This is a genomic window from Nocardioides szechwanensis (assembly GCF_900103935.1).
Lineage (GTDB): Bacteria > Actinomycetota > Actinomycetes > Propionibacteriales > Nocardioidaceae > Nocardioides > Nocardioides szechwanensis.
Genome location: NZ_FNIC01000001.1, coordinates 738,804 through 751,365 on the forward strand (window position 1 = coordinate 738,804; position 12,562 = coordinate 751,365).

At 70.2% G+C, this 12,562-nt stretch carries 12 protein-coding genes; 5 read left to right on the forward strand and 7 right to left on the reverse strand.

Going from position 1 to position 12,562, the window contains the following annotated elements:
• The 7 genes from BLR90_RS21215 to BLR90_RS03600 form a co-directional block, all read right to left on the reverse strand.
• On the reverse strand, positions 1 to 941 hold a 941-nt coding region (locus BLR90_RS21215; RefSeq protein ID WP_218126868.1), incomplete at its 3' end, for a hypothetical protein.
• A 338-nt stretch (positions 942 to 1,279) separates the two neighbouring features.
• The gene (locus BLR90_RS03575; RefSeq protein WP_091022589.1) at positions 1,280 to 2,839 is read right to left on the reverse strand and encodes a long-chain-fatty-acid--CoA ligase; all 1,560 of its coding nucleotides are present in this window, start codon (positions 2,837 to 2,839) and stop codon (positions 1,280 to 1,282) included.
• On the reverse strand, positions 2,836 to 3,939 hold the full coding sequence (locus tag BLR90_RS03580) for an acyl-CoA dehydrogenase family protein (RefSeq protein WP_091022591.1): 1,104 nt from the start codon (positions 3,937 to 3,939) through the stop codon (positions 2,836 to 2,838). Before BLR90_RS03580 ends, BLR90_RS03575 begins: the two co-directional genes overlap by 4 nt.
• A 26-nt stretch (positions 3,940 to 3,965) precedes the next feature.
• Entirely contained in the window at positions 3,966 to 5,153 is a 1,188-nt protein-coding gene (locus tag BLR90_RS03585) for an acyl-CoA dehydrogenase family protein (protein ID WP_091022593.1), read from the reverse strand.
• A 39-nt stretch (positions 5,154 to 5,192) separates the two neighbouring features.
• The gene (locus BLR90_RS03590; protein ID WP_245715133.1) at positions 5,193 to 6,137 is read right to left on the reverse strand and encodes an alpha/beta hydrolase; all 945 of its coding nucleotides are present in this window, start codon (positions 6,135 to 6,137) and stop codon (positions 5,193 to 5,195) included.
• Positions 6,134 to 6,742, reverse strand: coding sequence for a TetR/AcrR family transcriptional regulator (locus tag BLR90_RS03595; RefSeq protein ID WP_091022595.1), 609 nt, complete (start codon positions 6,740 to 6,742; stop codon positions 6,134 to 6,136). The genes BLR90_RS03590 and BLR90_RS03595 overlap by 4 nt, the downstream gene beginning before the upstream one ends.
• A complete protein-coding gene (locus BLR90_RS03600; RefSeq protein ID WP_091022597.1) occupies positions 6,739 to 8,100 on the reverse strand; it encodes a flavin-containing monooxygenase in 1,362 nt (453 codons plus the stop codon). The genes BLR90_RS03595 and BLR90_RS03600 overlap by 4 nt, the downstream gene beginning before the upstream one ends.
• Positions 8,101 to 8,190: 90 nt before the next feature.
• Here BLR90_RS03600 and BLR90_RS03605 point away from each other — a divergent pair, with 90 nt between their 5' ends.
• From BLR90_RS03605 to BLR90_RS03625, 5 genes are all read left to right on the forward strand, one after another.
• Complete coding sequence (locus tag BLR90_RS03605) at positions 8,191 to 8,937, forward strand: SDR family NAD(P)-dependent oxidoreductase (RefSeq protein ID WP_091022599.1); 747 nt, start codon at positions 8,191 to 8,193, stop codon at positions 8,935 to 8,937.
• Entirely contained in the window at positions 8,934 to 9,788 is an 855-nt protein-coding gene (locus tag BLR90_RS03610; RefSeq protein WP_091022601.1) for an SDR family NAD(P)-dependent oxidoreductase, read from the forward strand. The genes BLR90_RS03605 and BLR90_RS03610 overlap by 4 nt, the downstream gene beginning before the upstream one ends.
• Positions 9,789 to 9,860: 72 nt before the next feature.
• Complete coding sequence (locus BLR90_RS03615) at positions 9,861 to 11,039, forward strand: 3-ketosteroid-9-alpha-monooxygenase, oxygenase component (protein ID WP_091022602.1); 1,179 nt, start codon at positions 9,861 to 9,863, stop codon at positions 11,037 to 11,039.
• Entirely contained in the window at positions 11,039 to 11,341 is a 303-nt protein-coding gene (locus tag BLR90_RS03620) for a hypothetical protein (RefSeq protein WP_091022604.1), read from the forward strand. Before BLR90_RS03615 ends, BLR90_RS03620 begins: the two co-directional genes overlap by 1 nt.
• Before the next feature lie 7 nt (positions 11,342 to 11,348).
• Positions 11,349 to 12,452 (forward strand): ferredoxin--NADP reductase, encoded by a 1,104-nt coding sequence (locus tag BLR90_RS03625; protein WP_091022606.1) that lies wholly within the window; start codon positions 11,349 to 11,351, stop codon positions 12,450 to 12,452.
• Positions 12,453 to 12,562 lie beyond the last annotated feature (110 nt).

Below are 12,562 nucleotides of genomic sequence, written 5' to 3' on the forward strand. Positions count from 1 at the left end.
AGGGTGCCCAGGTCGGTCATGGGGCCGCCGGTGCCCAGGTCGTAGACGAACGCATGGCGCTGGCTGGAGGCGGCGGTGTCCGAGTAGCCGACGACGATGCCCCCCGACGCTTCGTTGGCGACGCCGAACGTGCCGCCGAGGGTGCCCAGGTCGGTCATGGGGCCGCCGGTGCCCAGGTCGTAGGCGAACGCATGGAACTGGCCGGAGACGATAAAGGAGCCCACCACGACGTCACCGGACACCCCTTCGGCGAAGCTGTCCGTGCCGCCGAGGGTGCCCAAATCAACCATGGGGCCGCCGGTGCCCAGGTCGTAGGCGAACGCATGGCTCTGGCCGGAAGCGGTGGTCGAGTAGCCGACCACGACGTCACCGGACACCCCTTCGGCGAAGCTGTCCGTGCCGCCGAGGGTGCCCAAATCAACCATGGGGCCGCCGGTGCCCAGGTCGTAGGCGAACGCATGGCTCTGGCCGGAAGCGGTGGTCGAGTAGCCGACCACGACGTCACCGGACACCCCTTTGGCGGAGCTGGTCGTGCCCCCGAGGGTGCCCAAATCAACCATGGGGCCGCCGGTGCCCAGGTCGTAGGCGAACGCATGGCTCTGGCCGGAAGCGGTGGTCGAGTAGCCGACCACGACGTCACCCGACACCCCTTCGGCGAAGCTGTCCGTGCCGCCGAGGGTGCCCAAATCAACCATGGGGCCGCCGGTGTCCAGGTCGTAGGCGAACGCATGGGCCTGGCCGGAAGCGGTGTACGAGTAGCCGACCACGACGTCACCCGACACCCCAAAGGCGAAGCTGGACGTGCCGCCGAGGGTGCCCAAGTCGATGGGGGTCGGCACCGGGGTGGTCACCGTCGCGGTGTAGGCGCCCGTGGCCGCTTGAGCCTGCGACAAGCCGGACAATGACAAGCATGCCGAGACAACAGAGCCGATGACCAGCATTGACCGACGCATAGCTTCCCCCCAAACCTGGCACACAAGGCCCGAGAAGTGCTAGTCAGGCACCGTAAGGGCTACGACTGGGAGCCATCAAGGCCCGTGCGACAGTTGGTTCAGGCGGTCTAGATGAGGCCTCCCTTGAGGGCTCGTTGATCCGTGCGACTGCGAACGCACACTCATCTGCTAGATCCGGTAAAGGCGCTGCCCGGCGCGCGGCGGTCAATAGGGACACACCCAGTGAGAGTGCGCTGGGGCGCTCGGTGGGGCACACGACCGGTCGAATCTTGACGGCGAGGCCCGGGACGCTATGCGCGCGGGCCGCAGCACCCCGCGCAAGACAGTCAGCGGTACGACGTACCCCGCGCGTCGCGCGTCCAGGTCGCCTGGCCTGAGCCGTCGGCGGCGAGGTGGCGCTTGAGCACCTTGTTGGTGGCGGTGCGGGGGAGAGCGTCGACGATGCGGACGTAGCGCGGCCAGGCCTTGGGGGAGAGGTCCTGCTGCTCGGCGAGGAACGCCTCGAGGTCCTCGGCCGTCAGCGGCGCGCGTAGGTCGATGGCGGCCATCACCTGGTCGCCGACGGACTCGTCGGGTACGGCGTAGACCGCGGCCTCGGAGATCGCGGGGTGGCGCAGCAGGATCCGCTCGATCGGGGCGGCGGCGAGGTTCTCCCCGTCGACGCGCAGCCAGTCGGCGGTGCGGCCGGCGAAGTAGACGAAGCCGTCGCAGTCGCGGTAGGCGAGGTCGCCCGACCAGTACATCCCGGCGCGCATCCGCTCCTGCTCGGCGTCGGGGTCCTTGTAGTAGCCGGCGAACGCGCCCGCACCCTGGGTGTTGACCAGCTCGCCGGTCGCCTCGTCGGCGTTGAGCAGCTCGCCGTTGGGGCCGAAGACCGCGTCGGGGGTCTCGGCCATGGTGTCGGCGTTGAGCACCTTCACCCCGTCGAGCGGCATGCCCAGGCTGCCGGGCGGCATCTCGGGAACCCGCTGCACGACCACGGCGTTCTCGGTGGAGGAGTAGGAGTCGACGACCAGGCAGCCGAAGCGACGCCCGAAGGCCTCGATGTCGCGCTCGTTGGCTTCGTTGCCGAAGACGATCTGCAACGGGTTGTCGGCGTCGTCGGGCTGCTCGGGGGTGGCCATGATGTAGGCCAGCGGCTTGCCGACGTAGTTGGCGTACGTCGCGCCGTACCGCCGGACGTCGGCGAGGAAGCCGGAGGCGCTGAACTTCGGCGCCAGCGCGATCGTGGTGCCGGACGCGAGCGCCGGGCCCCAGCCGGCCATGATCGCGTTGGAGTGGAACATCGGCATCGACAGGTAGGCCGTGTGCTGCGGGCCCAGCCCGAAGCGGTCGGAGAGGAACAGTCCCGGGAACGCGACCTTGACCTGGGTGATGTTGACGGCCTTGGGGTTGCCCGACGTGCCGGAGGTGAAGATCAGCATCATCAGGTCGTCCTGGCCGACCTCGGTGTCGGGCACGCCCGCATCGGCGTGCGCGGCCAGCAGGCCGGCCCACTCGTCGGAGTCGGTGCGCAGCACGGGGACCGAGAGGTCGTCGACGAGCGGCGCGTACGTCGCGTCCGTGACGACCAGCTGGCAGTCGGAGCGGGCGACGTCGTCGGCGAGCGCGGCGCCGCGGCGCGTGGTGTTGAGCCCGACCACGACCTGCCCACCGAGCGCGGCACCGCCGAGCAGGAGGCTGAACTCAGGGGTGTTGTCGAGCAGCACCCCGACGTGCGGCGGCCGGCCGGCGGGCAGCAGCTCGCTCAGCACCGCGGAGCGCACGCACGACTCGTGCACGACCTCGTCCCACGTCCACGACCGGTCCTCGAACAGCAGCCCCGGGTGCGTCTCGCCCCGCCTGGCCAGCAGCTGGTTGCGGACCGTCAGCGCGTCGTCGCTCATGCAGGCTCAGCAGCGAGCGCGCGGCCGATGGTGAGGGCCTGCTCGGTGGCGCCACCGAAGAGGAACTCGAAGCGCTTGGCGGAGGTGAAGTAGCGGTGCGCCTCGCCGTCGAGGTCGATGCCGACCCCGCCGTGGACGTGGATGGTGGTGTGCGCCAGGCGGTGGCCCGCGTCGGCGGCCCACAGCTTGGCGGTGGCCACCTCGGTCTCGGCCGGGAGCCCCTCGGAGAGGCGCCACACGGCCGCCCAGAGGGTGAGGCGCTGGGCGAGCACGTCGATGTAGCCGTCGGCCAGGCGCTGCGAAACCGCCTGGAAGGTGCCGATTGGGCGGCCGAACTGCTCGCGGACCTTCGCGTACGACGCCGTCAGCTTGAGCGCGCCTTCGGTCACCCCGAGCTGCTCGGCGGCCGAGCACACGGTCAGCAGCTGCCCCAGACGCAGGGCGGCCTCGCCGTCGGTCGCCCCCAGCAGCGAGCCACGCGCACCGGTGAGGTCCAGCCGGGCGACCGCGTCGCCGTCGCTCGTGTGCTGCTCGACCAGCTCGACCCCGTCGGTGCCGGGCTCGACGAGGAACACGCCGACGCCGTCGGGAGTCGTGGCGGTCACGAGGATGACCGACGCGGCCAGCCCGGCGCGCACGATCGCCTTGGATCCGGAGATGGTCCAGGCGTCACCGTCAGACACCGCGCCGGTGCTCGGACGGGCCGGCAGGTGCACCCGCTCCTCGGCGACGGCCGCCGTCAGCACGCCCTCGCCAGACGCGGCGCCGGGCAGCCACTGCTGCTTCTGCGCGTCGGTGCCGAGCTCCGCCAGCAGCAGCGCCGCGGCGCCGTGGACGGCCAGCGGGACGGGTGCGACGGTGCGGCCCACCTCGACCAGCACCCGCGCGAGCTCGATCAGGCCGAGCCCGGCGCCGTCGTACTCCTCGGGCACGGCCAGCGACAGCAGCCCGGCCGAGGCCAGCTCGCGCCACAGCTCCCGGTCGAAGCGGTCGCCGCCCTGCTCGACCTCCTTGAGCCGGTCGTTGGTGGTGCGGTCGGCGAGGATCTCCGCCGCGAGCGCGGCCGCCTCGTCCTGCTCGGAGGTGAAGGTGAAGTCCATGGTGTTGCCTCTCGGTTCGAGGGGAGTCAGCGCTTGGCGGCGGGCAGGCCGAGGCCGACGTAGCCGATGATGTCGCGCTGGATCTCGTTGGTGCCGCCGCCGAAGGTCATGACCAGGGCGGAGCGGAAGTAGCGCTCGAGGCGGCCGGCCAGCACGGCGCCGTCGGAGGCGCCGGTGATGCCCGCGTTGGGGCCGACGACCTCCATCAGCGCGCGGTAGACCTCGGTGGCCAGCTCGGAGCCGTAGATCTTGGTCGCCGACGCCTCGGCGGGGGAGAGCGCGACGCCGGCGTCGGCGTCGGCGGCGAGCTTCCAGTTGATGAGGCTGAGCGCCTCGATCCGGGCGTGCGCGCGGCCGAGGGCGATCTGCACCCACTCGGAGTCGATCACGCGCTGGCCGTCGGGGTTCTTGGTCTGCTGCGCCCACTCGCGCACCAGCTTGAGCGAGTGCACCAGCGGCGCGGACGACGTCAGCGCGACCCGCTCGTGGTTGAGCTGGTTGGTCATCAGTGACCAGCCGCCGTTGAGCTCGCCGACGAGGTTGGCGGCGGGGACCCGCACGTCCTCGTAGTACGTCGCACTGGTGCCGACGCCGGCGACCGTGTGCACAGGCGTGAAGGAGACTCCGGGGGCGTCGGCCGGCACCAGGATCATCGACAGGCCCTTGTGGCGCGGCAGGTCCGGGTCGGTGCGGCACGCGAGCCACAGCCAGTCGGCGTACTGGATCAGCGACGTCCACATCTTCTGGCCGTTGATCACCCACTCGTCGCCCTCACGGACCGCCTTGGTCTTGAGCGACGCGAGGTCGGTGCCGGAGCCGGGCTCGGAGTAGCCGATCGAGAAGTGCAGCTCCCCCTTGAGGATCCGCGGAAGGAAGTACTCCTTCTGCTCCTCGGTGCCGTAGCGCATGATCGTCGGCCCGACGGTGTTGAGCGTCAGGTAGGGGATCGGTACGCCGGCCACCGCGGCCGCGTCGGTGAAGATCAGCTGCTCGATCATCGAGCGGTTCTGGCCGCCGTACTCCTCGGGCCACCCGATCCCGAGCCAGCCGTCGGCTCCGACCTGCTGGATGACCTCCTTGTAGACCGTCGAGTCGCCGAACTCGCCGGTCGCCGAGGCGAGCCCGGCCTTGCGCTCGGGGGTGACGAGGTCGGCGAAGTACTGCTGGAGCTCTTCGCGCAGTCGGATCTGGTCCGGGTTGAGTGAGACCTGCATGGCGCTCAGACTAGAACGTGTTCTCGTTTTGGTCCACCATCAGCCAGTGGGCGAGAGGTGACGGGTCAGGAACCGCACCTGGTGCGTGACCGCGGCCTCGAACCACTCCTTGCCCGGCCAGACGTCGAAGTGGTCGCACGGGTAGTGCCGGACCTCGGCGCGCCCCTTGAACGCCGCCTTGGCGGCGGCCTGCGGGGGAGCGCTGCGGTCGAAGTCGGCGATCTGCACGAGCAGCGGGCAGGCCACCTGCTTGGCCAGCTTGCCGGGGCGGTGCCCGCCGAGCTCGAGGCCGACCGACGCGTCGATCTCGTTGACCCAGGTGGGCCCGGCCAGCGCCAGGTAGTCGTCGTACAGCCCGTCGAGCGTCAGTGCGGCCGTGTCGCCGGGCTTCCCGACGACCGGCATCATCACCGGCGCCTTGCCGCGCCCGGCCGCGACCTTGCTGCGTACGCCGGCCATCGTCGAGCGCAGCATCGCCGACGGCTTGTGCGAGGCCAGGGCGTGCCGCCCGGCGGCGAGGCCGTCGACCAGTGGGGTCAGCGACACCACGGCCGCGACGTCGTCGCGCCCGGCCGCGGCCGCGAGCACGTGGCCACCGGCGAGGGAGACCCCCCAGAGCACGATCCGGCTCGGGTCCACGCCGGGCAGTGCCGCGGCGGCGGTCATCGCGGCGCGGTAGTCCTCGAGCTGGCCGGCCAGCGACACCTGCTGCCGCGGGCTCCCGTCGCTCGCGCCGAAGCCCCGGTAGTCAAAGGCGAGGACGTCGAGCCCGGCCCCTGCGAGGCGCCGGGCGAACGGCTCCAGCCCGGAGTCCTTGGTGCCGGCCAGGCCGTGCGCCATCACGACGACCGGCCGACCCGCGGCGGTGGCGAGCGCGTCGCCCTCACCGGGGAAGTGCCAGGCGTCGCAGGCCGTGCCCTGGGAGTCGAAACGCACCGTGGTGTGGACGCCCACTGCTGCGTCCGTCAGTGAGGGGTCGTTCACTGGTCGGTCCTTCCGTAGATCGTGCGGAGCCAGATCTCGATGACCGCCTCCTGGAGCTGGGGGCGTGCGGTCCCGCCGCTGAGGGCGAGCCGCTCGAGCATCCGGTCGTTGAGCTCGAGCAGCACCGTGGCCACGCTGGTGGCGTCGACGCCACCGGGCGCGCGGCCGGCGGCCCGCTCGGCCCCGATCATCTCCGCCACCGGGCCGACGAACGACTGCCGGTCGCTGTCCCAGAGCTCGCGGACGGCGGGGCTGGTCGCGCGGGCGTCGAGCATCGCGCGGAACACGTGCTGGTGCCTCTCCCACGCGTCGAACAGCCCGATGATGGTGGCCGAGATGTTGCCCGCGGGCGTGGCGTCGCCGGAAAGCTCGCCGGTCGCGACGAACGCCTGGTCGTACATCTCCTCCATCAGCGCCGCGACGGCCGCCTGCTTGTTCTCGAAGTAGAAGTAGAACGCCGACCGGGTCACCCCCGCGCGCCGGGAGATCTCGGCGATGTTGATCGAGTCGAGGCTGCTGTCTGCGAGGTTCTGCTCGCGCAGGATCTCGTCGAGCGACTCGAGCAGGGCGGTACGACGTGCGTCGCCGCGGGCCGCGCTGATCATCCGGCGCGCCCCGCCGGCGCCGGCACGCCGTACTGCTGCGCGCGCTTGCGGCCGGCCGGGATCTCCTTGGCGCGCAGGTCGTGCTCGTAGATGAAGTAGTCGACCTGCTGGGTGTGCCGCGGCCGGTCGAGGACGTGGCCGGTGTACTTCTGCTGGTCCTCGACGATCACCCGCTCCATCTCGTCGAGCGGGGGAAGGCGGTAGTGACCGGTGGCGTAGGCGGCCAGCAGCCGGGCCTGGCTCTCGACGAACGGGAAGAGCGTCGGCGTGGCCTGCGCGAAGCCCATGAAGACCAGGTCGTCCATCCCCGGCTTGAACATCCGCTTGAACAACGGGATCTGGTTGTCGGGGGCGGAGATGAAGTCGGGGTCGAAGAACGGGAATGTGATGTTGTAGCCGGTGGCGTAGACGATCACGTCGAAGTCGCTGCTGGTGCCGTCCTCGAAGTGCACCGTTCGGCCGTCGAGGCGCGACACGTTGCCCTTGGGCGTGATGTCGCCCGAGCCCAGCCGCAGCGGCAGCTCCACCGACTGCGTGGGGTGGGCCTCGAAGAACTTGTGGTTGGGCGCCGGGAGGCCGTAGAGCTCGGGGTTGGACCCGGCCATGAACTGCATCTTCTGAAGGAACTTCCGCTGCCAGGCCAGGGGGAGGTACGGCGTGGTCACGTAGTACTTGTCGGCCGGCAGCCCGCCGGTGTACTTCGGCACGATCCACGCACTCGACCGGGTGGAGAGCGTGACCTCGTTCTGCAGCGAGCGGCTCGAGAGCTCCACCGCGATGTCGGCGGCGCTGTTGCCCAGGCCGACGACGAGGATCCGCTGGTGGGTGAAGTCGAGGGGGTCCTTGGGGTCGATGTAGTGGTGGGAGTGGATCGAGTCGCCGGTGAACTCACCGGGGAAGTCGGCCATCCGCGGGTCCCAGTGGTGGCCGTTGGCCACGACCAGCAGGTCGAAGTGGCGCGTCGCCCCGGCCTGGTCGAGGAGCTCCCAGCCGCCCTCGGGAAGCCGCTTGGCGCTCACCACGCCGTTGCGGAACTCGATCCGGTCCTTGAGGTCGAACGCCTCGGCGTACGACTCGAGGTAGGCCTTGATCTGGGTGTGGTGAGGGAAGTCGGGGTAGTCGTCGGGCATCGGGAAGTCCTTGAAGGACAGCCGGTGCTTCGAGGTGTCGATGTGCAGCGAGCGGTAGGCGCTGCTGTGCCCGTTGGGGTTGCCGAACGCCCAGTTGCCACCGATCCGGTCGGAGCTCTCGAAGCAGGTGTAGTCGACGCCGTAGTCGCCGAGCATCTTGCCGGAGGTGAGTCCGCTGATGCCGGCTCCGATCACGGCTGCCGTCGGTGACTGGGTGGGTCGGGACATGTCGGACCTTCCGTCGGGACCTCTTGCCACGAGACGTGACGACCGGCACGCTAAGGGCTCGTTTGACACGCGTCAACTAGAGGGGCATCCATGGATCAGGGACAACGGGTCGCAGTCGTCGTGGGCGGGGCGTCCGGCATCGGGGCCGCCATCGCCACGGCGCTCGAGGCTGACGGCTGCACCGTGGTGGTGGCCGACCTACCCCGAGAAGAGGGGTCCCGAGAAGATGGGTACGGCGTGGACGTCACCGACGAGGCCTCGGTGGAGGCGCTGTTCGCTGCCGTCCTCGCCGAGCACGGCCGGGTCGACGTCGTGGTCAACAGTGCGGGGGTGAGCACGCTCGGCCTGCTGACCGAGCTCGATGTGGCGGAGTTCCGGCGCGTCGTCGACGTGAACCTCACCGGCGCGTTCCTGGTGCTCAAGCACGCCGGCCGGGCGGTGGCCGACGGGGGAGCGGTCATCTCGCTCACGTCGCTCAACGCGCGGCAGCCCGGCACCGGCATGGGCGCCTACTGCGCAGCCAAGGCCGGCCTGGCCATGCTCACCGAGGTGGCCGCGCTCGAGCTTGCGCCGCGCCGGGTCCGGGTCAACGCGATCTCGCCCGGGCTGGTGCTGACGCCGCTCACCGCGCCCGCCATGGACATCGCGGGGATCGAGGACGACTACCTCGCCAACACACCGCTCGGCCGCGCCGGGCTGCCCGAGGAGATCGCCGCCGCCGCGGTCTACATCGCCGGTGCGCTGTGGCTGACCGGGGAGGTGCTCGACCTCAACGGGGGCGCGCACCTCCAGCGCTATCCCGACATCCACGGCCACGTCATGCGGGCCTTCGCATGAACGGGACGACGACGGGACGACAGGCGATCGTCACGGGTGGCGGGTCGGGCATCGGTGCCGCGCTCTGCCGGGCCCTGGTGGCCGCGGGCGACCACGTCGTGGTCGCCGACCTCGACGAGGCCGCAGCGGTCCGTACGGCGCAGAGCGTCACCGGTCCGGGGTCGGCAAGGGCGCTGCGGCTCGACGTCACCGACGCGGCCGCCGTGCAGGCGGCCGTCGACGACGTGGTGTCCCGGGCCGGCCGGCTCGACCTGATGTTCAACAACGCGGGCATCTCGATCGGCGGCGAGACCGAGGAGCTCACGCTGGCCCACTGGGACGCGATCATCGACGTCAACATCCGCGGGGTGGTGCACGGCGTCGCTGCGGCGTACCCCCAGATGGTGCGCCAGGGTGCTGCCGGTGAATGGGGAGGCCACATCGTCAACACCGCCTCGATGGGCGGGCTGATGGCCGCCGGGCTGCTCACCAGCTACGTGATGACCAAGCACGCCGTCGTCGGGCTGTCGCTCGCGCTGCGCTCCGAGGCAGCGGCCAAGGGCGTCGGCGTCACCGCGGTGTGCCCGTCGGCGGTCGACACGCCGATCCTCGACAAGGGCGCGGTGGGGCGCTTCCACGGCCGCGACTACTTCCTCAAGGGCCAGGGCGTACGACGTCCGCACGACCCCGACGTCCTCGCCCAGGAGGTGCTGCGGGCCGTGCATGACGACCGCGGGCTGCTGGTGACCCCGCGCACCGCGCGCGCGACGTGGTTCTTCGGCAGACTGGCACCTGTGACCACCCAGAGGATGTCAGTGCGCTTCGTGGCGAAGCAGCGCGCTTTGCAGGCGGCGCGCGCCGATACGCACTGAGCGCGCTTTCATCCGGGCGGCAAAAACTATAACCTGTTCTTGTTTTGGGTCCGCCACAGTGAGAGGCACACGATGAGCGACACCAGGTTCCTCGACAAGGGCAAGCCGCCGGAGCGCTTCGCTCGCGGCTGGCACTGCCTCGGCCTCGAGAGCGCGTTCGCCGACGGCAAGCCGCACGGCATCGAGGCCTTCGGCGGCAAGCTCGTCGTCTGGCAGGACTCGCAGGGCAAGCTCAACGCGCTCGACGGCTACTGCCGCCACATGGGCGGCGACCTGACCCAGGGCACGGTCAAGGGCGACGAGATCGCCTGCCCGTTCCACGACTGGCGCTGGGGCGGCGACGGCAAGTGCAAGGCGATCCCCTACGCGCGCCGGGTTCCCCTGCGGGCGCGGACCCAGAAGTACCCCGTGGAGATCCGCAACGGCCAGGTGATGGTCTGGCACGACGCCGAGGGCTCCGCGCCCGACCTGGACATCCTTCCCCCGGAGCTGCCCGGGGTCGGCACCGACGCCTACACCGACTGGACCTGGGAGGTCCTCGACGTCCCGACCGCGCACTGCCGCGAGATCATCGACAACGTCGTGGACATGGCGCACTTCTTCTACATCCACTTCGCGTTCCCGACCAGCTTCCGCAACGTCTTCGAGGGTCACGTCGCCACCCAGTTCATGGAGTCGAAGGGCCGGCCCGACATGGGCGGCAGCGGCTACGGCGACGCCGACCTGGTGCTCAAGTCCGAGGCGTCCTACTACGGACCGTCGTACATGATCAACTGGCTGTGGGTCGACTACAAGGGCTTCGAGACCGAGGTCATCCTGATCAACTGCCACATCCCGACGAGCGACAACTCGTTCAAGCTCCAGTACGGCTTGGTCGTCAAGAAGCCCGAGGGCGTCGACGAGGAGACCGCGCAGTACATCGGGAAGCGCTACTCGGACACCTTCAAGCAGGGGTTCGAGCAGGACGTCCACATCTGGCTCAACAAGGCGCCGGTCCAGAACCCGCTGCTCTGCGAGGAGGACGGGCCCGTCTACCAGCTGCGCCGCTGGTACGAGCAGTTCTACGTCGACAAGGCCGACGTGACGGCCGAGATGACCGACCGGTTCGAGTTCGAGGTCGACACCACCAAGGCCAACGAGTACTGGCAGGAGGAGGTCGCCGAGAACCTCCGCCGCAAGGCCGCGGAGGACGCGTCCTCGCCGGAGTCCTCCGACGATGTCGCGCCGGACTCGGCCATGACGGGGACCTGATGGCGTCGTTCGTCCCGACCAGCCCCGACACGCTCGAGGACCAGCGCCTCTACACCCGCGCCCGCCTCACCGAGGTCGCGTGCCTGGACTGCCTGGCCAAGGTCGGCGTGAAGAAGAACAGCGAGCACCACACCTCGATCCAGTGGAACGACGAGGCCCGACGGCAGTGCCCGGAGTTCTCGCGCATGGACCAGCGGCCCGAGGGCCGTCCGGTCCACGTAGGGTGCCCGCGCCTGGTCGACAGCATCGAGACAGCCGCCCGCGAGGGACTCATCCCGATCGGCGCCGAGGACGGTTACTGAACACCCCATGGACACCGAAACCTTTGAGCTCACGGTCGCCGAGGTCGTCGAGGAGACTGCCGACGCGCACTCGATCAGCTTCGACGTGCCCGACGGGCAGACCGACCACTTCGCCTACAAGCCCGGGCAGTTCCTCACCGTCGCGGTCCCGAGCGACCAGACCGGCGTCGCGGCCCGCTGCTACTCGCTCTCCAGCAGCCCGCTGACCTTCGCCGAGAGCGGCCGCCTGACGATCACCGTCAAGCGCACCGCCGACGGCTACGCCTCCAACTGGATCTGCGACCACCTGCGCCAGGGCGACACGATGCGGGTGCTGCCGCCGAGCGGCATCTTCACGCCGGCCTCGCTGAACGCCGACCTGCTGCTCTTCGCCGGCGGCAGCGGGATCACGCCGATCCTCTCGATCACGCGCACCGCGCTGGCCCAGGGCTCGGGCCGGGTCGTGCTCTTCTACGCCAACCGCGACGAGAGCTCGGTGATCTTCGCCGGGGAGCTGACCGCCCTCGCGGCGGCCCACCCCGAGCGGCTCCAGGTCATCCACTGGCTCGAGTCGGTGCAGGGGCTGCCCAGCGCCGAGCAGATGAAGGCGTTCGCGGCCGGCCACTCGTCGTACGACGCGTTCGTGTGCGGCCCCGCACCGTTCATGAAGATGACGATCGGGGCGCTCAAGGAGCTCGGGTTCCCGCGCGAGCGGCGCCACCAGGAGAAGTTCGTCTCGCTCGGGGGCAACCCGTTCGGCGACCTCCACGACGTCGAGGTCGCCGAGTCCGAGATCGCCGCGGCCGAGACCGACGAGCAGGACGCCGCCGAGGACCTGGCTGGGTCTTCGCGCGGCCCGTCGCGGCTCGAGGTCGAGCTCGACGGCGAGAAGCACGAGTTCGACGACTGGCAGCCCGGCACGAAGATGCTCGACCACCTCGAGGCGAAAGGCGTCAAAGCACCCTTCTCGTGTCGCGAGGGGGAGTGCTCGGCGTGCGCGGTGCGGCTGCTCGAGGGCGACGTGAAGCTGCTGCACAACGACGTCCTCGACGACGAGGACCTCGCCGAGGGCATCCGGCTGGCCTGCCAGGCCGTGCCTGTCACCGACACGGTGCGGGTCACCTACAGCTGATCGGCGAGGCCTTTCATGGCCTCGCGAACGGCTTTGGCGGCACGCGCTCAGGCGGGGCCGCGATAACTACAAGTTTGTAGTTATCGCCAAGCCATTGTGGGGCTGGTGTG